This window comes from Nonomuraea sp. NPDC050202 (assembly GCF_040656115.1).
Taxonomy (GTDB): domain Bacteria; phylum Actinomycetota; class Actinomycetes; order Streptosporangiales; family Streptosporangiaceae; genus Nonomuraea.
This window is the reverse complement of record NZ_JBFALF010000024.1, coordinates 32,346-52,281: the sequence shown is the minus strand read 5'-3', so window position 1 is coordinate 52,281 and position 19,936 is coordinate 32,346. Positions and strand designations below refer to the sequence as shown.

At 67.3% G+C, this 19,936-nt stretch carries 14 protein-coding genes; 4 read left to right on the top strand and 10 right to left on the bottom strand.

Going from position 1 to position 19,936, the window contains the following annotated elements; all coding sequences use genetic code 11:
• Positions 1-25: 25 nt before the first annotated feature.
• The 4 genes from AB0I79_RS42730 to AB0I79_RS42715 form a co-directional block, all read right to left on the bottom strand.
• Positions 26-1,357: a radical SAM protein gene (locus tag AB0I79_RS42730; protein ID WP_357885993.1), complete on the bottom strand. Its 1,332-nt coding sequence runs from the start codon at positions 1,355-1,357 to the stop codon at positions 26-28.
• A gap of 410 nt (positions 1,358-1,767) precedes the next feature.
• On the bottom strand, positions 1,768-2,037 hold the full coding sequence (locus tag AB0I79_RS42725; protein WP_357885991.1) for a hypothetical protein: 270 nt from the start codon (positions 2,035-2,037) through the stop codon (positions 1,768-1,770).
• A gap of 153 nt (positions 2,038-2,190) precedes the next feature.
• Complete coding sequence (locus AB0I79_RS42720; protein ID WP_357885989.1) at positions 2,191-3,417, bottom strand: nucleotide disphospho-sugar-binding domain-containing protein; 1,227 nt, start codon at positions 3,415-3,417, stop codon at positions 2,191-2,193.
• Between the two features lie 460 nt (positions 3,418-3,877).
• The gene (locus AB0I79_RS42715; RefSeq protein ID WP_357885988.1) at positions 3,878-4,564 is read right to left on the bottom strand and encodes a hypothetical protein; all 687 of its coding nucleotides are present in this window, start codon (positions 4,562-4,564) and stop codon (positions 3,878-3,880) included.
• A gap of 72 nt (positions 4,565-4,636) precedes the next feature.
• On the opposite strand from AB0I79_RS42715, the gene AB0I79_RS42710 reads away from it, so the two are divergent.
• A complete protein-coding gene (locus AB0I79_RS42710; RefSeq protein WP_357885986.1) occupies positions 4,637-4,951 on the top strand; it encodes a helix-turn-helix transcriptional regulator in 315 nt (104 codons plus the stop codon).
• Between the two features lie 277 nt (positions 4,952-5,228).
• On the opposite strand, the gene AB0I79_RS42705 is transcribed toward AB0I79_RS42710, so the two are convergent.
• Positions 5,229-5,720 (bottom strand): hypothetical protein, encoded by a 492-nt coding sequence (locus AB0I79_RS42705; protein WP_357885984.1) that lies wholly within the window; start codon positions 5,718-5,720, stop codon positions 5,229-5,231.
• A 398-nt stretch (positions 5,721-6,118) separates the two neighbouring features.
• Between AB0I79_RS42705 and AB0I79_RS42700 the strand changes: the two genes are divergently transcribed.
• Positions 6,119-6,652 (top strand): hypothetical protein, encoded by a 534-nt coding sequence (locus AB0I79_RS42700; protein ID WP_357885982.1) that lies wholly within the window; start codon positions 6,119-6,121, stop codon positions 6,650-6,652.
• A 561-nt stretch (positions 6,653-7,213) separates the two neighbouring features.
• On the opposite strand, the gene AB0I79_RS42695 is transcribed toward AB0I79_RS42700, so the two are convergent.
• Complete coding sequence (locus tag AB0I79_RS42695; protein ID WP_357885980.1) at positions 7,214-7,933, bottom strand: transglutaminase domain-containing protein; 720 nt, start codon at positions 7,931-7,933, stop codon at positions 7,214-7,216.
• Positions 7,934-8,888: 955 nt separating this feature from the next.
• Between AB0I79_RS42695 and AB0I79_RS42690 the strand changes: the two genes are divergently transcribed.
• Positions 8,889-12,524, top strand: coding sequence for a helix-turn-helix domain-containing protein (locus AB0I79_RS42690; RefSeq protein WP_357885978.1), 3,636 nt, complete (start codon positions 8,889-8,891; stop codon positions 12,522-12,524).
• 49 nt (positions 12,525-12,573) lie between these two features.
• On the opposite strand, the gene AB0I79_RS42685 is transcribed toward AB0I79_RS42690, so the two are convergent.
• Together AB0I79_RS42685 and AB0I79_RS42680 are read right to left on the bottom strand one after the other, a co-directional pair.
• Positions 12,574-15,456 (bottom strand): BTAD domain-containing putative transcriptional regulator, encoded by a 2,883-nt coding sequence (locus tag AB0I79_RS42685; RefSeq protein ID WP_357885976.1) that lies wholly within the window; start codon positions 15,454-15,456, stop codon positions 12,574-12,576.
• Between the two features lie 667 nt (positions 15,457-16,123).
• Positions 16,124-17,476, bottom strand: coding sequence for an MFS transporter (locus tag AB0I79_RS42680; protein WP_357885974.1), 1,353 nt, complete (start codon positions 17,474-17,476; stop codon positions 16,124-16,126).
• Positions 17,477-17,898: 422 nt separating this feature from the next.
• Between AB0I79_RS42680 and AB0I79_RS42675 the strand changes: the two genes are divergently transcribed.
• Positions 17,899-19,074, top strand: a complete 1,176-nt coding sequence (locus AB0I79_RS42675; RefSeq protein ID WP_357885972.1) for an MFS transporter — start codon at positions 17,899-17,901, stop codon at positions 19,072-19,074.
• A gap of 104 nt (positions 19,075-19,178) precedes the next feature.
• Here the strand turns inward: AB0I79_RS42675 and AB0I79_RS42670 are convergent, their stop codons facing one another.
• Together AB0I79_RS42670 and AB0I79_RS42665 are read right to left on the bottom strand one after the other, a co-directional pair.
• Positions 19,179-19,337 carry a hypothetical protein gene (locus tag AB0I79_RS42670; RefSeq protein ID WP_357885970.1) on the bottom strand — a complete coding sequence of 53 codons (159 nt, stop codon included), beginning with the start codon at positions 19,335-19,337 and terminating at the stop codon, positions 19,179-19,181.
• Positions 19,338-19,353: 16 nt separating this feature from the next.
• Positions 19,354-19,926 (bottom strand): dihydrofolate reductase family protein, encoded by a 573-nt coding sequence (locus AB0I79_RS42665; RefSeq protein ID WP_357885968.1) that lies wholly within the window; start codon positions 19,924-19,926, stop codon positions 19,354-19,356.
• Between the last annotated feature and the right edge of the window lie 10 nt (positions 19,927-19,936).

The window sequence follows — 19,936 nt, the reverse complement described above, 5'->3', positions numbered from 1 at the left end:
ACGGAGCCACCGCGGTCTCGGCCGATCAGGAGAGCCCCGCTGTGTTCATCAGCCCACTGAGCTGATTCTGTTCGGCAAAGTCGACGAACTTGCTCACTTGCTCGTGGAAGGTGTGGCGGAATGTCCCGCACCGGTTCTCGTAAAGGAGCTCGTCGAAGGCATGGTGGGCGCACCCTCCCATGCAGACCGGAAGAGCGATGCACTCCCTGCACTCTTGGTTCTGAAAGGGGTCATAGGAGAGCCACTTGGCCAGTCGACCATTGGGGCTTGCATGGTCACGGATGTCACCGATCACCTCGTTCCGGTCGCCGACTGAATCCCAGCACTTGTACAGCTCGCCACGGCTGCCGACCACAAGTTCATTGGCGCGCACCGCGGTACAGGGCGCACCCTTCGGCGAGGGCACGCGTGGTGCGGCCAGGCCATACCGTGCCGCCAGGTCCAGGAACCGCTGCTCCTCGCGTGCGAACTCGGCGTTGGAGAAGCACCCGTGATAGCTGGCAGAGGGCGCGCGGAGGTTCTGCTGCACGCCGACGATCTGGCCGGGGTAGACGGTCAGCTTCCCCCCGAAGCCTTCGTCCGCGAGCAGCTTGAAGAGTTCCTCCACGCTGGAGGCGTTAGCGCGGTCGATGTTGACTCTCACGGTGATGTCGAGATGGTGGACTGCCTTATGCAGGTTGGCCAGGATGGTGTGGAAACTGCCCCGTCCGCTGTTGAGGGGCCGCATCCGGTCGTGTACGGTCGGCGGGCCATCGATGCCGACCTGCACGCTGGATACACTCCGAGCTGCGAGTTCTCGGCAAGTTACCTCGTCCAGGAGAAACCCGTTGGTGACGATGCTGGCGTCATAGCGCACCGCTCCCGAATCGCAGCGACGGATGAAGGCGTCCGAGAGTTGGAAAAGTGACCTTTTTCCGACAAGAGGCTCTCCGCCGAACCATGTGACATGGAATGATTCGATGTGTGGAAGCTGTGCGTCGAGGACCTCTAGGATGTGCGTCTCTACCTCTTCGTCGAGTAGTGAAGGGTGCTTCTCCTCGAAGCAGTAGGGGCACGAAAAGTTGCATCCCAGGCTTGTGACCACAGTCAGCGCGAAATGCCTGTCGGTGTTTCGGCTGGAGTGGTAGCGCTTCTCCAGGCTCTTAAGCTCGTCGGCGTCGTCACGTACGATCATGAGACCTGCGATCAGATTGGCCAGGAGGCTGGGCGGGCAGGAGACGTTGGTGTCGCCGGCCATAAAAGCGCGATACGCAACGTAGTGCTCGGTGGGAATGCGCAGCAGAGCGCCACTGCGAGAATTGAACACATACGCGGCGTCGGGACGCTGCACCCAGACGTTGTAGCGGGATTCTCTCATGATTTCGTCACCTGAGGGATGAATGGAGCGTTGGGCGAGGATGGGTTAAGTCGGCCTTGTGAAAGTACCGCACGATGCAAGGCTGGAGCAGCTATCGGCGCGGTAGGTGGCGCATTGCGCCAACGTCGGGCACTCTCTTTCTATGGGCTCATTGGCGGCCTCGGCTTCCTGGACGCGAACCATCAACTGGTGCAGCACTTCCAGCATCTCGGGAGTGAGGCTATCCGCCCGGGTAAGACATTTTAGTTCGTTACTGATCTCGCTCGACACGTTTGGTCGCCGAACCCAGCTGCCTTGGGTCTGCTCTCTTTCCGCGGGTTGCTCAACCGGCTCCGATTTATTTTCCATGCCTTCCTCTCTCGCTCTCCAGTCGGTTAGAAGGTAGATTTAATCCTATGAAACTTTCCGTCTCACTGAATGCCGTAGGCGCCGCAGTGTCCGAGCCGCGGGCAATCTGGCGGCGTTCCCACCAGCACGTCCCTTTCGGCGGCCTCGAATTCCTGGGCGCGAACCATCAGCTGGTGCAGCAGCTCCAGCATTTCAGGAGTGATTCGGTCCGCCTTGGTAAGGCTGGCGATTTCGATACTGGTCCCGCTCGGTGCGTTCGGCCGCCGCACCCAGTTGCCGTCGGCTTGCTCTCTTTTCGCGGGCTTCTCAATCGACTCCGATTTCTCTTCCATGCCTTCCTCTCTCGCTCTTCAGTCAGGTAGGACGTAGATTCAACCTTTACGAATCCGATGCGGCCACGCCGATGGCTGTCTGCGGATCCTAACCGGCGAGGGGTTGAAGCCTCGGTCAGGTCGATGCTTGCTGGAGTTCCGATCGGCGACCCATCACGCACGAGATAATCCGCTAGTCACGGAACGTTTAGAGACGGCCGCACCTTCGGCGAGAGACTCCAGGAGGTCGGCCGCACGGAGATGACCCTGAACCTTCGACAGGTAGGACTGGATATGCATTGCCGAGGCTCGGAATCGTGGATTTACGCCAATTTCTCGGAGTGCTGCGTGGAGTGATTCCGGAGTGACGCCCTCAGGGTCGAGCGTCAGCGCCGCGCCAATGCGTTTGCAGATGGCAGCCATCTCCAACTGTTCACCCCCGCCCGGAAGCAGGATGAGCGGCAAGCCGAAAGACAGGGATCCCAGGACAGCGGTTGTGTTGGCCGTACTGACTACCGCTGTTGCGTGCGGGAGAACCTGTCCCTGGGGGACATGGTCCCGGACAAAGAAATTGAGAGGTGAGGGCTTCATCAGTTCTGCATCCGTTCTTCCTGTCGAAGCTACGAGACGAAGATTCGCTCCGCCGAGACACTCGGTCACTGCCTGCCAGAGACTTCCCAGATGGAATAGACGGCCGTGCTGCATATAGACGACCGGGCCCAATTCTTCCGTGTTTTTCATCCACTCAGTAAGATCCTTGTCAGTAGTCGGGGGTTCCCATACGCAGGATCCGACACAGTGGACTTCAGGCGGCAGGTCTGCGGACGCCGGCTCTAGTTCCGGAACGGACTGGAGCAGGAACAGATCGCCCAACAGGAAGTCCGCCGCCTGCTTCCGGGAAAGGGGCGGAAGGTGCAGGTATTTCCTGGCCTCATGAAGCTTTTTTGACATCGAATCCAGTCGCCAGGCGGCACGCTCTTCGGCCTCGTCCGGCTTTTCGTCACCTTGCTCGGCGTCTCTTCGGGGCTTAGGGAACAGGTGCGTAGCGAACCCGAGGATTGCGACCGGCAGATCAAGGGCCTCTCCCATAAGCATGGGTCCATAGGCGAGTTGGCCGCCAATCAGGACATCCGGCTGGAATTCCGAGGCCGCTTGGAGGATGTGGGCGGATTGCAGGGCAATGCTCGTCGGGTTCCACCACGTCTCGAGCTGGAACGACTCACCGTCGCGAGGACGTCGGGGAATGCGACGGATTCCCTGGCTGTGGAGGAGATCGCCGAACCGGGCGCTGGTGGCGAATGCGACGCTGTGACCTCGTCGGGTCAGCTCGAGAGAGATTCCGACCATGGGGAAGACATGACCTGGCGAAGCCAGCGGGCAGAACAAGAAGCGGGAAGTCAAGGCATCTTCCCTTTCGGGTCGGATTACCGAACAGCAGGTTCGCAGAGCTGAAGATTTGGACACGGCCACCGCCATGACGGTGACTGCTTAGTCGAGTCAGCTAGTGGACATGTCGTACTCCATGAAAAGCTGGCGAGGCGAATCTGTACAGCGAGTGACTAGCGTCTCAGGGATGTCGCACAGAATTCATCTGCTGCGTGCGTTCCCTCGAATGAATAGCGGTGCTGTCGGCCTCCGGTCTCAGACGCTAGCAGATTTGTTGCGATCCGCGCGATAATGACATCGCCAAGCTTTCGCCAAATCCGCCTGCTGCGGCGTCTTCGCGGTCAGTCCCCCGTAAGGAAAGGACTCAACCTCAATCTTTCCTGATGGGCCGCCGACTTCATGTTAAGCACATGTCGATGGACTGTTCAGCACAGCACCACTGACGTTTCTCATGTTGAATAAACCGGGCAGGGCCTTAGCCCAACGCGCTGCTCCAGAGTTTCGCTCCCCCTGCGCCGTGACCTCCGCTTGAGGTCGGGTCGCGCATGAAATCGCAACCCCCGGATGACCGGCGAGCCACCAGCCAACCGTGGCCAATTCCGAGGACATCGTCGCGTCTTGCTTCTCCGGGGCACAGCGTCCTCGCTGGCGAACGCCCGAGACACCGGCAGCCAACGTCCGGCAGGAACAGGCCGAGGCGGTCACCACGCACGCCGCAGTGACCCAGGCGCTCGAAGCTGCCCGACGCTGGCGACCCGGCCGAGAGCTGCGACCATCGCGGTGCCGGTAGCGGCTGGCATCGACCCGGATGGCGATGATCCGGTGCATGGGAATCCCGAAGGGCTGATGTCCACCGGCGGCCGAGAAGGAGAGAGCCAGACGAGATCGGGCTGGACGCCAGGTCGGTGCAGCCGGTCAGGACGAACGCGTCGATCGTCTCGTGCCGCAGCCACACTTCCGGGTCATCGGGCAGGCCGGAGCGGTGACACCACACGGCCAGGCGGGTGGTCGCGGTGAGGAGCCGCTCGATGCGGTAGGGGGAGCGGTCGGCGCTGGCGGCGACCAGCATCCGCACGTGCCCGGCGATGTGGTCCCATTCCGCCGGGGCCTGCTGCGGCCGGTAGCCGGTGATCGTGGCCGAGGTTTCCGCGTCGAGGGTCACACCCCATCCAAAGCGGCAGGACAACCTGCCGTTACGGAGGGCGTCGACATCTACCAAAAGGAGCCGTTTGTCATGGTCGAAGGACGCGGGCGTTCCCGCTCTCCCCGGGAGTTGGCCGACGACCCGGAGAACTGGCCCCACGCGGACCTGTCCGGCCATCCAGCCGCCGCCGTCGTCCAGGCCATCGCCGCGACCCTGCAAGCAGTGATGGCAGAGCGGGGACTGAGTTTCCGCCGGCTGGCCGAAGTCAGTGGGGTGAACCGGCAGACCGTCAACGACGTGGCCGTCGGGCGTTGCTGGCCGGATGTGGCGGCCATCGCCCAGCTGGAGGCTGGCCTGGCCGTCCGGCTGTGGCCTGCTTCGCCCACCGGGAGCGGTGGAAGCTGACCCGCGCCGGACCCGTTCTCGCCCTGGTGAGGGCATCGTCGATCCTTCCCGCCCCTGCCCGGCGATCGCAGGGCAGGGCAAATCCAGGCTCGACGCCTCCCCAAGAGACCCCATTCGAGTTACTCTCGGGAGTGCGCGAGACACTGTCAGTTGAGACCTAGAGGGTGCTCACGCAACCACGGGTGCCGCCGAGGGCCTAATCTCGGCGGCACCCTGTTCGTCCGGCCCGGCGCCCACGACCGTCGTTGAGCGCCTGACCAGCGATGTGTCTGTTGCTCTATGCCTCGTCGTTGGCGACTCCCCCCAGCGCGTGGCCATTGATGCCCGCGGCGATGGAGCACAGGCCCGGTTCGTGCTGGGTTAGCCAGCCCAGCGCCGTCAGCCGCTTGAGCCGTGCCCGGGTGGTCTCCACCCGCCCCCGCACGTCGGGCTCGCCCAGCGCTTGAGCCACTTCCTTGGCCCGCATCGTTCGCCCGTAACTCGCCATGATCACAACGACCTTCTTGTCGAGCCCGGCGACCGGTTTCGGCGCCGGCGCGGCTTCCTGCGGCGAGGCGGGCGTCGGGGCGTCAGGTGCGCCGCCAGGGGACGCATGCTCGGGCCGGGATCGTCCGGCCAGCATCGGCGCGACTATCCTCCGGGCGGTGGCCAGGTCGCTCAGTCGCTCTTCCAGGGCCGCCACCTGCTCGCGCAACGACTCAAGTCGCCCGCGGACGGACTCCTCCTCCGCAGCCAGCTGCTCCAGCAGCCATGCTTCGCCCAACATCATGCCCGACCTCCACGTACCTGGCGCCGTGCGCAACCCGCAGAAAACCTGCGATCGCAAAGAGTCACATAGCGCCTGCAAACCGTAACTGTAGATGGCTTTGCGGCTCGCGTGAAGAGACACATCTGCAACAGGCGCCTCACAGCCGAGCGCAGCTCCCGCCTTTGCGACTACAGACCCGCCGGATGCTCACGGCGATGCTGCGTCCGTGGACCCAGTAAGATCGCAAACCGCTTGTTGCAGCGTGGGGATGAGCCGCCGCCAGCGAAGCATACGGTTCGTGAAGATGATCAGGGTCGGGAAGCCCGCGCCCGCCTTGGACGAGTTCATCCCGCCTGGGCCTATTCGGCGGGATACGTCGTGGGCATCGAGCTCCATCCCTGCCACTGGATGGAATGACGATGACAGCCGAGACAGCGGCAAACGAGGGAGAGACTATGGGCTGGTGGGATGTGAAGGACGATGCGGAACGGGAACGGTGGGAGTTTGCGCCGCTGGTGAGCGTCGGACCACTGCGGTTCGGGACAAGCCACGCCGACGTGGCGCGTGCGCTCGGCAGGTCCCCGGAGGATCTGATGCGACGCAGCAGCGAGCTTGACTTCAAGCACGAGGGAGTGCAGCTGTATTTCGACATTCACGAACTCTTGGCTGGTATCGCGATCGACATGCGGACCGGCCCGCAGGTGACTCTAGACGGCACTGAGCTGGTGGCGCGGGTGCCATCGGTGATGGAGGAGTGGCTGGAGAACTACCTCACCGCGAAAGAACTGCCCTTCTACTACTTCGGCAACTACGAGCCTGGATCAGCGGACCTCGGGTTCATCCTGCGCGTGCAACGTGCCGACGATCGACTCCTGACCCGCCCGCTCTTCCTCAACGAGGCATGGGCCGACGACACCGAGCGGATCCCGAGGAACGAGTGGGCGATCCACTGACCATGGTGAACCTGTGATCTCGAGTGCGGCCAGGCGCGCCCCGAACGGCTAAACCGGAGTGAAGTCCGAGCCCGCAAAGCCGTTGGCCAAGCCGGCGGGTCCTCATTATGCTCTCGCCACACCGCGGTCCGACACCACACCCATCAACCCAATATCCTCACACAGCTCACGCAGTGCTGCGTCCTCGTGGCTCTTGCCCGGTTGGAGACGATCGCGGTTGCAGGGCGAGGGGCAACCAAATTTTCTTCAGGCCAGAGCTCGCGCGGCAGGTGTGGGAAACGATCATTCTCCCTTCGGGAAGCGATCTTTCCCGCCCCTCTTGCACCCCAGGCCAGCCCAATTCGTGAACACCTCCGACTGTCGACCTGTTGTCAGGCAGACACCACTACCATGCGCGAAGTTGACGGGATCCCGTCCGATCATCGGATCGGGCGGGATTCCCTGTTTCCGGGGTCTTCGAGCCGCTGGGTGGGCGACGCAAACCCGCGGGCCGGTGATCGAACTCCCTCACCGCATCCATCGAGGTTGCAGGGCAAGGTGTTGTTTTGTGGACCACGCGTCTCAAGCCGCCCGACGACTCATGAGGAGATCTGCAGGAATGCGTACCGGCAGGCACAAGGTTTGACCGTGCTGTTTGAAGAGATCGTCACGGGAGTCGAAATAGCCCAGATCGGCCAGGACGTGTCCTGACAGGTCACATGAGGAGCAGGTGCTGCCGTCCCAGTCCACGGCAGTGTGCGCAATCGCGTCGAAGAGTGTCACGCCACCTGTGTTGGAGAATCGGCCTCCCGCTCGCAGCGTGCCCAGATCACCATAGAGTTCGGACACGGCCACCCACTGACCATCGAGGAGGAACTCCGGCCAGGCCAGCACCACGTGCCGGGGGATCAGCGCACGCAGGCGCGGGAACCGCGGGTACCAAAAACGCCCATCGAGCAGCAAACCTCTTACCCGAGTGGCGATTCCGCAGCCGCGTGCCACGGCCTCAAGCAGCGCCAAGCGCTGGCTGCACGAACCGCGTCCCAGACCCAGGGTCGTAGAGACAGGCTGCCTTTCATTCATGGCGTATACCGGGCGCACGCGGGCGGCGATGAGTTGGTGCGCCGTGATCAGGCACGCTCGCTCTGCCTCAGGGCCAACGTCCCGGGTCTCGGTCAACAACGCCAGCACCCGAGGATGCCGCCAGTTGAGGATCGGTGTGGCCGCCGAACTTCCTGCGAATGTTGTCCGTGGAGAAACGGCCGCGCCGCCGCCCCATGATCGTAAGCGCGCCAGCTTCACATGGCGATCATATCTTCGTCCGGGAAACGATCACAGAGAACCTGGGAAGCGATCTTCGCCACCCCTACTTCATCGCAGCTCAATCACACTCGTGAACACCCCACCCAGGGCCGTTCCTGGAACGGCTGGACTGAGGTTGACGGGATCCCGTCCGATCATCTGAATCGGACGGGATCTCGTATTTTCCGAGCCATCTCCGTGGACGCCAGATGCTCATGCACCAGGCCGCTGCCCGAACTCGGTCCGGCGACCACGAGAAGGCCATCGGCGACTACACCGCGGTCGTCACCGTCGACCCGAAGAAGTCACGCGCCTGTTTCGAGCGTGCTGCCTTCCACCGGCATCTCGGGCGTTCGACCGAGGTGCTGAACGACCACGACCGGGCCCCCCGGCCGGCCTCCGCCCTTCTCCGGGGTGGTCTGCGACCGCGGCAACGTCCGCGTGGACGTCGAAGAACTGGACGGGGGCGTCCAGGTCTCCGTCCTGGTCGGCCGACGCATCGCGGGACGCTCCCGCCTCGGCCGGCCTGGAATCAGCCACGACCGCGGCTGACAGGGCCGCCTTGACGGCCGGAATGTCGTTGTCCTCGGCCAGGAGCCGGTCCAGGAGTCGGCCCATTGGCCGGCCGCCCAGGCGCAGCAGGTGGGGATCGGACGGCGCGAGCGTCAGGCCGGCCTCGACGTCGCGCCGGACGTCGACCCTGTCGCCCATGCCGCACAGGAGCCCGGCCCGGTTCACGTGAGCGACGACGGCTCCATCCCCCGCGTGGATCTCCAAGGATCCCAGTACGTGAAATCTCATTATTTGCCCCCTCTTGTCGTGCTGGAGATCTAAGGTCTAAGGCGGCCCAGGGATGTCCGAAATAGCCCTCCGTGGGTTCAGGACAACGCGGCGAAGACTCCGGACAACAAGAGGTGAGTGCACATTGGGGCGGCCCGAGCAGCCGGTGGATCCGTTGGCCGGTCCCGTCGAAAGGCTCGCCTGGGAATTGCGCCGGCTCAGGGACGAGGCCGGGCGACCGAGCTACCGCGTACTCGCGGAGCGCGCGCATTTCTCGCGGAGCACCCTCGCCGAGGCGGCCACCGGGACGCGGCTGCCCACTCTTGAGGCGACGCTGGCGTACGCCGTCGCCTGCGGTGGCGACCCCGCCGAATGGGAGCGGAAGTGGCAGCTGGTCGCGGCCGAACTCGAACGGTCGCAGCGCCGTTGCCCTTACCCCGGCCTGCTTCCGCTGGACGTCGACGCCGCCGACCTGTTCTTCGGCCGGGACGACCTTCTCGAGGTCCTGCTGAAGGCCGTGAAGCAGGGACCGCTGACGGTGGTCCGCGGGGCCACCGGCAGCGGCAAGTCCTCGTTGCTGAGGGCCGGCTTGGCCGCGCGGCTGACCGCCGACGGAACTACCGTCACGCTGCTCACTCCGGGTGCGCACCCGCTGTCCCGGTTGCACGCCTCCGACGCTGACGGCGCCGACGTGATGATCATCGACCAGTTCGAGGAGACGTTCACGCTCTGCGCCGACGAGCCGGAACGCGCTGGCTTCCTCGACGCGCTGAGCGAGCTCGTCAGCGGTCAGGACGGCCCGGCGCTGGTGATCGGGATCCGCACCGACTTCTACGAGCGCTGCATGTCGCATGCCGGTCTGGCCGCGGCCCTCCTCGACAGCGTTCACCTGCCGGTCGGCCCCATGTCCGAGCAGGAGCTGCGCGCCATCATCACCGAACCCGCCGCCCGGGCGGGGCTGAGCGTGGACCCGGATCTGGTGGTCACCGTGGTGGCCGAGGCCGCCGAGCAGAAGGGGGCGCTCCCGATGGTCGCGCACGCGCTGCGCGAAACGTGGAGCAGGCAGCAGGGAGACACGCTGGCGCTGGCGGACTACCGGGCCGTGGGTGGCGTGTCCGGCGCGATCGCGCGGACCGCTGAGCACCTGTACGCCGATCTGGAAGCCGACCAGCAGCAGTTGCTCCGCGCCGTGCTGCTGCGGCTCGTCGCCCTGGGCTCGGGCAGCTCCGACACCCGCCGCGGTCTCGACCGGGACGAGCTCGCCGGCATCGGACCCGCCGGCGAGCTGGACGCGGTCCTCGACCGGCTCGCCGCCGCCAGGCTCGTCGTCGTGGACCAGGACCTGGTCGACATCGCGCATGAAGCGCTCCTCACCGGCTGGCCCCGGCTGCGGGAATGGCTCACCGCGGACCGTGAGACCCTTCTGCGGCACCAGCGGCTCACGTCTGACGCGGCCGAGTGGGACCGCAACGGGCGTGGCGAGGACTACCTGTACCGCGGCACTCGCCTCGCCCTCTGGGACGGCGAGGCGAGCTTCGTGCCGCTGAACGAGCTGGAGCGGACCTTCCTGGCGGCCTGCCGCTCGAGCGCGGCCAAGCGCGACCGAGCCCGCCGCCGGACCCGTCTCGCCTTCGGCGGGCTGCCGGTCGCTGCCGCCGCGGTCATCGTGCTGGCCGCGCTCGTCCTGGTCCAGGTGGGCGACAGGGACGTCGAGCGCGACCGCGCCGCCTCGGTACGGCTGGCCGCCGAAGCACGCCGCCAGCTCCAGCAGGACCCGGAACTGGCGTTGCTGCTGGCGATCGAGGCGTACGAGGCGGAGCCGACTCCGGAGGCCGACCTCGTGCTCCGCCAGGCCACTGCGGACTCCCGGCTGCGCGGCTCCACCCCGGTCGGCCTGCGCAGGGTCACAGGAACGACGGCCACCCCGGACGGCCGGAAGATCGCGATCTGGGGCGCCGGGTCGGGCCCGGCCAGCCTGGAGATCTGGAGCCTGGACGGTACCGCACCGCGCCGGGCCGGCCATGTGCTCCAGGCGGATCGGACGGACGGTATCCAGAGCGCCGCGTTCAGCGGCGACGGCCGGCAGCTCGTCACAGGAGGCTCCGGAGGAGAGCTGGTGCTGTGGGACCTGGCGTCAAGCGGTCCGCCCGTGGTCCTGGGGACCGTTGACGGTGGCGTCCACGGCGTCAGCGTCAGCCGGGACGGTACGGTGGCGAGCGCGCACAGCGACGGCGTGCGCATCTGGAAGCCGGGACGTTCCAAGCCCGTCAAGCTCAGCGTCCCCGGCCGCGCGGTCAGGAGCGTCGCGTTCAGCCCCAGCGGCCGGCTGCTCGCCACCGGGGGCAACGGATCGCCGCTGCGACTGTGGGACATGACCCGGGACCGGCCCGTTCTGCAGCGCGCGGCCACGCGCGGCGAGCCGGAGCAGGCGGCCTTCAGCCCGCGTGGACCATGGGTCGCGACCGTCGAAGGCGACGTTCCCCGTGTCTGGGACGCGACGGAGGCGCCGGCCGGCGACTGGATCCCGCAGGTCGAGCTGACCGGCCACGCCCCGAAGCTCAACGGCCTGGTGTTCACCGCGGCCGGGAATCGTATGGCGACCTTTGGCGCCGACGGCGTGATCCGTGTCTGGACGACGGGCAGCGACGCCGACCCGCTGGTGTTGCGCAGCCCGAAGGGGAATCCGCGCGGGGCGGCGTTCACCCCGGAGGGTAAGTCATTGGTCAGCGTCGATGCGGACGGCACCCTGCGGACGTGGGACGTCACGGCGGGCGACCCGGCACCGAGCGAGGGCAGGCCCCTGGCGCTCAGCGCTGACACGAGCACGGTGGCGGTCAGCGCGGGGCCGACCTCACTCCTCAGCCCGCGGGACGTCCGTATCAAGATATGGCGCGGCGCGGCCCCGGCCGAGGTGCGCGGCCCGCGTGATACCGGCTACCTCGTCGCGCTGAGCCCTGACGGCCGGCGGATGGCGGGCATCGGCCGGGCCGGGACCCTCAGCCTGTGGGACCTCGCCACCGTCGGCGCGCCGGTCACCACACCCGCGCCCTTCCGCGGCGTCCCGATCGGCCTGGCGTTCAGCGCCGACGGGAAGCGGATCGTCGCGGGCGCTTCCGGCACCGAACCGCAGGTGTGGCAGATCTCCCCGTCCGGCGGGTTGACAGCGCTCACCGGCTGGCAGACCCGGCCCACCGGCCGAGCCGACGGCGACGTGGCACTCAGCGCGGACGGCATGAAGCTGGCCGACGCCCGTGACGACCACACCGTCGTCGTCTGGGACCTGGCCGGCAAGAGCGAGCCGAAGATTCTCCGCGGCCATGTGGAGGACATCACGGGCCTCGCCTTCAGCCCGGACGGGCTGCGGCTGGCCGCCGCGGCCGCGGACGGCGCCATCCGGCTCTGGGACACCGACGGCCGCGGCGAGCCTGCGGACGTGCTGTACGGCGCCGAGAACACCGTCCGTGAAGTGAATTTCAGCCCTGACGGCACCTGGCTGGTCACCAACGAACCCGCGGGTCACCTGCGGCTCTGGCGGGCGGCAGGCGGCGGCGAACCGCTGGAGTTGACCGGCTGGGGCGCGACCGGCGGTCTCGCGGCGTTCAGCCCCGACGGTACGCGGATCGTCAGGGGGTTGAGCCCGCAGATCTTCCTCGGTCGCTCGCTGGCGACCGGTCTGGGCGGCAGCCTCGTCCGGACCCGCGCCTGCGAGGTGTGCGGCCCGGCCGGAACGGTGCTCGAACTGGCCAAATCCCGTCGTACCCGCGAGCTGACCGCGGAAGAACGCCGCAGCCATCTCGGCCCGAACTCCTGACCCGCACCGTTGCCCATTCCGGGCGTCCGCCGGGAGACCATCGGTCTGATCAGCGCGCTCCCGCGCTCAGGTGCTTGACGGGGTCGGGAGCTTGAGGGAGGTCCTGGGCGAGCAGGACCTCCAGCTCCTCCTCGGTGAGGAGATGGAGGTCACACAGAATCCGCGCCGACTGGTGCCAGCGCTGCCGCGCCTCGTCCTGCCGTCCGAGATCGTGCAGGGTGTCGCCGAGCCCCCACAGAGTACCGGCCTCCAGCGCGCGGGCACCGGCTTTGTGGTGGAGGTGGGCCGCCCTCCTGTATCCCGCCTCGGCCTCAACGAGCCTGCCGGCGCGTCGGTAGGCGTCGGCCAGCGTGTCGGTCGCCGTTCCCTCGCCGTAGGGATTGTCGAACTCCGCCCAGATCTCCAGGCTTCGTCGGCTGGCGTCGATCGCGTCGTCCAGCCGGCCCATTCTGATCAGCACCGCAGCCCGGCCGTTGAGGATCATCGCTTGGTAGTCGCGCAGGCCACTGGCTGTCGCTGCCGCCGTCGCCTCGTCCTGGGTGGCGAGCGCCTCGTCGAACCGCCCCAGCTTGCCGTAGGTCGTGCCGAGATTGTGCAGGGCGCCCGCCTTACGCAGGGGCAGACCTGCTCGATCCCAGCACGCGAGGGCACGCTCGAACTGCTCGACCGCAAGCTCGAAGCGACCCTGGTTCTTGTGGATGAGGCCCAGATGGTTGTGCCCGCGGGCTTGGCCCGCCCAGTCACCGGTCCGGGCGGCCACGCGCAAGGCGTGGTGATGGATCTCGGTCAGATCGGCGAGCCAGCCTCTGTGGCTGAAGGGTCTGTTGAGACTGGCGGCGAGGCCTTCCACTGTGCCGGGATCGTCGGTGCGGGTGGCGGCCTGTCGGGCGACGGCGATGAGGTTGTCGCGCTCCAGCTCGATCCAGTCGATCGCCTCCTGCGGTGTGTCCAGGGGAAGGCCCGGCTGGTCGGCACGAAGATCTCTGACGATGGGGGAGGTGGGATCGAGCAGAAGGCTGGCCGTTCTGACTGTGGCGAGGTAATGGTGCAACGCGCGGCGGGTGGCGGCGCCCCGATCGTTCTCCTGGATGATGTCGTCCGCTTGTTCGCGGGCGTAGAGGCGCACGAGGTCGTGCATCCGGTAGCGGCCCGGCCCCGCCGATTCGAGCAGCCGGGCATCCAGGAGGCGGTCCAGCGCGTCCGCCACCGTGCGCTCGGGCCGATCAGCGAGGGCGGTGGTGGCCGCCGAGGTGTGGGTGGGCGTGTCGAGGAGGCCGAGCAGAGCGAACAGGTGAGCGGCGTCCTGGCCGGCGGGCTCCTCCTGGAGGTGATGGAGGCTGACGGCGATGCCGGCGCGGACGGCCAGGTCGGCATGCTCCAGGGTGTCCAGGCGGCGGGTGGCGTCGGCGAGCCTGTCTGCGAGGTAGGACAGCGTCCAGTCGGGGCGGGCGGCCAGACGTGCCGCCGCGATGCGCAGGGCCAGGGGCAGGCCCCCGCAGAGCCGGACGATCCGCCCGGCGGCCTCCGGCTCGGCGTGGACCCGGCCGGGGCCGGCGATCCGGGCCAGCAGCGCGGTGGATTCGGCCGGGTCGAGCTCGGGCAGGTTCAGCTGGCTCGCCCCGTCGACCGAGGTGAGAACCTGCCGGCTGGTGATGACGACCGCGCACCCCGACCCGGCGGGAATGAGCGGGCGGACCTGGCGGGTGTCGAGGGCGTTGTCGAGGATGATCAGCACGTGCCGCGCCGAGGTGAGGGATCGGTAGCGGGCCGCTGCCTCGTCGACCGTGGTCGGTACGGCGGAGCCGTCCAGGCCGAGCGAGCGTAAGAGCCGGCCGAGCGCCTCGAGGGGCGACAGCGGCCGGAGGCCTTCGGTGGCGCCGTGCAGGTCGATGTAGAGAACACCGTCGGTGTAGCGGTCGGCGACGGCGTGCGCCAGGTGTACGGCCAGCGCGGATTTGCCGATCCCGCCGGGACCGCCGATGGCGACGATCGCCGGCGTGCCGGCTTCCGAGGCGGTGAGCGCCTTGTCGAGCCAGGCGAGCTCGGCATCGCGGGCGGTGAAGGCGCGGGTGTCGGCGGGCAGCTCGGCCGGGACGACGGCGTCGCCGAGCGTGACATCCTGCGCCGGAGTGGTCAGATCGAGGACGGGATCGTGAGCGAGCACCGCCTGCTGGAGCCGGCGCAGCTCGGCACTCGGCTCGATGCCGAGCTCCTGGATCATGACGCGGCGAGTCTCCTGGTAGACCGCGAGCGCTTCCGACGACCGTCCAGCGCGATACAGCGCCAGCATCAGCTGCGCATGCGGCCTCTCCCGCAGGGGGTGCGCCTCGATGTGGACGGTGAGATCCGGTATCACCGCATGGTGATCACCCGCCGCCATCCGCAGATCGACGTGATCCTCCAGAGCGGTGAGACGTTCCTCCGTCAGGCGGGTGGCCTCGATCTGGGCCCACTCCGCCGACATGCCCGCCAGGGCCTCTCCTCGCCACAGGGCCAGCGCCTGCCGGAACGACCTGTCCGCCGTGACGGTCTCTCCCCTGGCCCGGCCGGCACGCGCTTCGCGCACCAGCCTCATGAACAGGTGAGCATCGACGTGATCAGGTGGTACGTCCAGGCAGTATCCACCCGGCGCGGTCACGATGACCTCGTCGAGCGCCCGAGGCGCAAGGAACTCGCGAAGCTTCGACACCACGATGTGGAGCTGCTTCGGCGCCGTCGCCGCCCGGCTCTCCCCCCACACATCGGTGAGGAGCTGGTCGGTTGTGACCACCCGGCCGACGCTCGACGCCAGCCGGGTCAGCAGGCCGACCCGCCGGCTGCCGGTCAGCGGCAGCACGTCGCCGTCCGCCGTCAGCTCCCATGGGCCCAAGATCTTGATCCCCAACCCCATCGCACAACCCTCCGTAGGCAGGACCAGCGTTTCATCGGTCATGACCGTTACCTGTGGGAGGGCCTCCTTCGTGATCTCCTGAGCGGCAGGTGACGAACCTACCGGAACACACCGGTGTTGGCACGCTGTCGCCGTGTCGTTGCGTGCGCGGGCCGCTTCCGCTGCCACGTCGGACGCAGATCCCCGGAGGCGTCGCAGATCGACTCCCTACGGTCCTTTGGGCGTACGGCGACGAGCAGCGCGATCAGGATCGTCCGAGCGCAGACGTTCCCCCTTCATCTGTGTTCTTCGTCCGGCTACGGCTCAGCTGTGCTCTGGCCTCTGCGAGTGTTTCTGCCTGCCGAGTCCACTCTCCGCCGTCAAGGCTGAGCCCGACCATGTCGGCTCCGGCCTCCGCATGGGCGTGCAGGCGTTCCGCCACCTGCTCCGGGCCGCCGGTGACAGGTACGTCCGCGGCTTCCTCCGACGCCTCTGGTGGGCGGGACGCTCGGATGCCCGTCATCGGGGACGTCGTCGTGATGGACGGCGGGGCCGAGGTCGTGCTGGTGACGCCAGGCGTCGAGGAAGTGGTCGTTGGCGACGGTGACGATGAGAGCGATCAACAGGGTTCGGCCGACGCGGCCGTGGGCGAGCCGGTTCTTGGGGTCGCCGAGGTCGAGGTCGTTCACTGCGACGTCGATCGCAGGCCTGGCCGGGGCCGAGAAGGCGCTCATTCCGTCACCGTCCCAGCGCCCGCGGGGAGCGAAGAAGCGTGCGCGTGCACCCACCAGGCGAGCGGAAGTGCGATCAGCACCACCGCCTGGATCGCGAGCAACGCCGGAACGATGCCCCAACGGTCTGCCACCAGTCCGGCTCCCAGGGCGACGAGCGCGTAGAGCACGCTGCCGAGCAGAGACGCAAGCGAACCCATCGTCGCGCGTTCCCGGTCGGTGAACTCGCGCTGCAGCAACGTCTGCTGGGCGATGGTCGACATGCCGTAGGCCGGTGACCCAATCAGCACGGGCGAAAACACCGTCGGCTTGACCAGCGCCACGACGTTCGCCACGTTGTCGAACAGCTCACCGAACAGCAGCGTGCGGGCCGCGCCCACCCGGCCGATCACCCGACCACTGACGCGGAAGCCGACGAAGGCCACACCATGGCCGAAGGTGCGCCACAGGCCCAGCGCCCAGAGCGGCCACAGCCCTGCCACGAAGACAGGCGACAACTGGGCCGCGCTTTCGCCGCTGTAACGAAGCGCCGACACCAGAGTCATCCGGCGGAGCACCGGATTACGGCGGATGCCGCGCAGGGCCGATCCGAGATGCACCAGCGCGTTCGATTCCAGCGGGCCGTGCACCCGCGGTTCCCGGACCCGCAAGGCGAGGAGCACGCACAGCACCTGCGGCACGACCGACAGCGCGACCACCACACGCAGCGACCACGCGCCGGCGACCACGCCACCCATGGCTGCCGCCAGTGCGAGCGCGATCTGGAACATCGAGTTCACCCGGCCCGAGTGCCGGGGGAACTCCTCCTCCCGGCCGGCTTCGAGCAACGTGTCGTAGAGCAGAGACTCGTTGTTGCCGCTCCACAGTGAGGTCGCCAGTCCCTCCAGCACAACAGCTGCCAGGAGGAGGCCGTAGCCCGAAGCGCCGGCGTATCCGAGATGGGCGGCCACCATGACGACGGCACCGGCGATCATCGTGTCGCGTCGGCCGAGGCGGTCGGAGAGCACCCCGGTAGGGACTTCGAACGCTGCCGAAGACAGCATCTTCACCGCCAGAAGGCTGGCGGCAGCGGTGTACGAACCGGTGACTTGCGCGAAGTAGATGACCATGATCGGCCCGTACATGCGGAAGTCGCCGAAGAAGTTGAACCAGCTCAGCAGGCGGACATTCCGGTTGACAGTCTGATCAGCGGAGTTCGGGGCAGGCGGAGCTGACCTCGGCCGTTGAGGTGTCCTGCCGAACGGGGCAGCGATCAGGCGTTCGACCAGGGCACGTACGCGGAGCAGTGAAGAATGACGAGCGGACACAGCAGAACTCCCGGAAAGGCGAACGGAGACGCCGAACAGCGCCAAGGGGCGGTGACACGTGTCACCTCGCCCCGGCGACCGGGATGTGTGCGGACTTCGCTGCTACACGCGCGGCGTTACAAGCCTGCGACTGCGGTCACCAAGGGGCGAACGGAAGCTCCGGTCATCGTTGTGGACATCAGTGCTCCTCAATTCCCCAGGCGGACGGGATGCCGCAGCAGCTTCAACTCTAGCGGCCGAAGGTCACTTCCAGCGATGGGAAGTATGCGCATTCTGGAGTTCCGGCACCGGACGAGGCCGGAACCGGACGATGCGGGGCGAGAGGGTCGGAGATCCGGTCCATGGCCGGCGCGGATCCATTCGTGGCCGGTCCTGAGGCGGTTGCGTCCGAAACGTGCCAGCACCTGCAGCTTCATCGCTGCTTGGCTGGAGTTTCTGCACGCCGCGCACCTGCCTGAACGGGAATCATGTCCACCACCACGCTCGCCCGGCCCCGCTCGCCCCTCATCAACTGGCTCGCGGTCACCTTGCTCATGCTGGGCATCTTCGCCATCGTCACCAGCGAAATCCTGCCCATCGGCCTGCTGACCGCCATCGGCGCCGACTTCGGCATCTCCGACGGCACCACAGGGCTGACCATGACCCTGCCCGGCATTGTCGCCGCGGTCGCCGCACCCGCCGTCACACTGGCCACCGCGCGCCTGGACCGCCGCGTGATGCTGTGCGTCCTCATGGCGGTGCTCGCCGTGGCCGACGTGCTGGCCGCAGTGGCGACCTCCTACTGGGTCATGCTGATCTCCAGGGTGCTCGTCGGCCTCACCATCGGCGGCTTCTGGTCGATCGGGGCCGGGCTGGCCGGCCGGCTGGTGCCGCCACAGGCCGTCGGCACCGCCACCGCTGTGATCTTCTCCGCCGTGCCACTGGGCTCCGTGCTCGGCGTACCGGCCGGGACCTTCATCGGCAACCTCGCCGGCTGGCGAACCGCCTTCCTGGTGCTGGCCGCGCTGGCCATCCTGGTCCTGGCCGCCCTGCTGATGCTGCTGCCGCCGCTTCCCGCCCACCGGGTCACCAGCCCGCGCGTCCTGCTCGACCTGATACGCACCCGGGGGGCCGCCATCGCCCTGCTGGCCACCTTTCTCATCGTCGCGGCCCACTTCGGCACCTACACCTACGTCACACCCTTCCTCCAGGACGTCACCGGCCTGCCTCCCACTGCCGTGAGCGCCGTCCTGCTGGCGTACGGCATCGCCGGAGTCGCCGGCAACTTCCTGGCCGGCAAGGTCACCGCCATACGCCTGCGCGCCGCTTTCGTAACCTGCGGTTGCCTGATCGCGGCCACCACCTTGCTGCTGCCCTCGGTAGGAGGCACGACCGTCGGCGCCGTGGTGTTGCTCGTGGTCTGGGGCCTGGCCTACGGAGGAGTGCCCGTCAGCTCGCAGGCGTCGTTCCTCACCGCCGCCCCTCACGCGCCCGAAGCTGCCACGGTCGTCTTCACCTCCTCCTTCCAGGCGACCTTCGCCCTCGGCGCGTTCTTCGGCGGCCGCGTGGTCGACTCCTTCTCGGTCTCCACCGTGATGCTCTGCGGCGGACTGACCGCTGTGCTCATGGTGGTGTCGCTATGGTCACTCACCAAACCCCGCTGAGCCGGTTCAGACCGGCTCGTGAACACCTCACCCAGGCCGTTTCTGAGACGGCCGGACCGAAATTACGGGATCTTCGTCGTTGTGGGGATGGAGCGGTGACCCGCTCAGTACCCGCTGCGGCGAGGGGCGGCGGTCGGGCGGCGGGAGGGATTGGTCCGGCCCGTGGGCTTGAGGTCGCGCACGGGGTGTTCGTCCCGGTGCGGCGATCGGGTCTGGCGGTCGGTCTTGGACTGGTTGTTCAAGGCTGAGAGTTTGATATGCATGCTTCCTCCTGCGGTTCTAAGCCCTGGTGAGCCAGGTGACCTGGGCGCCGTTGTCGAAGGACTCGCGCCGGGTGGGGGTGAACAGGGTGGGGCGGAACTGTCCGGAGAACATGGGGATGCCCGTGCCCGCCACCACGGGGTAGCTCTTGAGGATGATCTCGTCGATCTCCGGGAGCAGGGAGGCGGCGAGTCTGCCGCCGCCGCAGAGGTAGATGTCCATGCCGGTGTCCTCGGCCTTCAGCCGCCGGATGAGCTCGATGGGGTCGCCGCTCTCCACCTGCACCGTGGGGTCGTCGATCGTCAGCGTGCTGGAGACGACGTACTGGCGCAGGTGGGAGTACGGGCTGGTGGTGGGGACGTCCAGGGCCGGCTCGTAGGTGCCGCGGCCCATCACCAGCGTGTCGAAGACCTTGTTGGGCACGCCGTCGAGGCCGACAAGCTTGCGGACGTGAGTGGGGAGCGTCTCGGGGTAGCGGTCGTTGATCCAGGCGGCCATCTGGTCCGACACGGGGTAGAAGTCGAACTCGGCGTTGGGGCCCGCGATGTAGCCGTCGAGCGAGACGGCGACGTAGTAGACGAGCTTTCGCATATCGATCAAC

Excerpts from the sequence above, each read along its gene's own strand:
- AB0I79_RS42730 (WP_357885993.1), bottom strand. The coding sequence starts at position 1,357 with ATGAGAGAATCCCGCTACAACGTCTGGGTGCAGCGTCCCGACGCCGCG.
- AB0I79_RS42725 (WP_357885991.1), bottom strand. The coding sequence starts at position 2,037 with ATGGAAGAGAAATCGGAGTCGATTGAGAAGCCCGCGAAAAGAGAGCAA.
- AB0I79_RS42670 (WP_357885970.1), bottom strand. The coding sequence starts at position 19,337 with ATGCATATCAAACTCTCAGCCTTGAACAACCAGTCCAAGACCGACCGC.
- AB0I79_RS42685 (WP_357885976.1), bottom strand. The coding sequence starts at position 15,456 with ATGACCGATGAAACGCTGGTCCTGCCTACGGAGGGTTGTGCGATGGGG.
- AB0I79_RS42700 (WP_357885982.1), top strand. The coding sequence starts at position 6,119 with ATGACAGCCGAGACAGCGGCAAACGAGGGAGAGACTATGGGCTGGTGG.
- AB0I79_RS42675 (WP_357885972.1), top strand. The coding sequence starts at position 17,899 with ATGTCCACCACCACGCTCGCCCGGCCCCGCTCGCCCCTCATCAACTGG.
- AB0I79_RS42665 (WP_357885968.1), bottom strand. The coding sequence starts at position 19,926 with ATGCGAAAGCTCGTCTACTACGTCGCCGTCTCGCTCGACGGCTACATC.
- AB0I79_RS42710 (WP_357885986.1), top strand. The coding sequence starts at position 4,637 with ATGGTCGAAGGACGCGGGCGTTCCCGCTCTCCCCGGGAGTTGGCCGAC.
- AB0I79_RS42705 (WP_357885984.1), bottom strand. The coding sequence starts at position 5,720 with ATGATGTTGGGCGAAGCATGGCTGCTGGAGCAGCTGGCTGCGGAGGAG.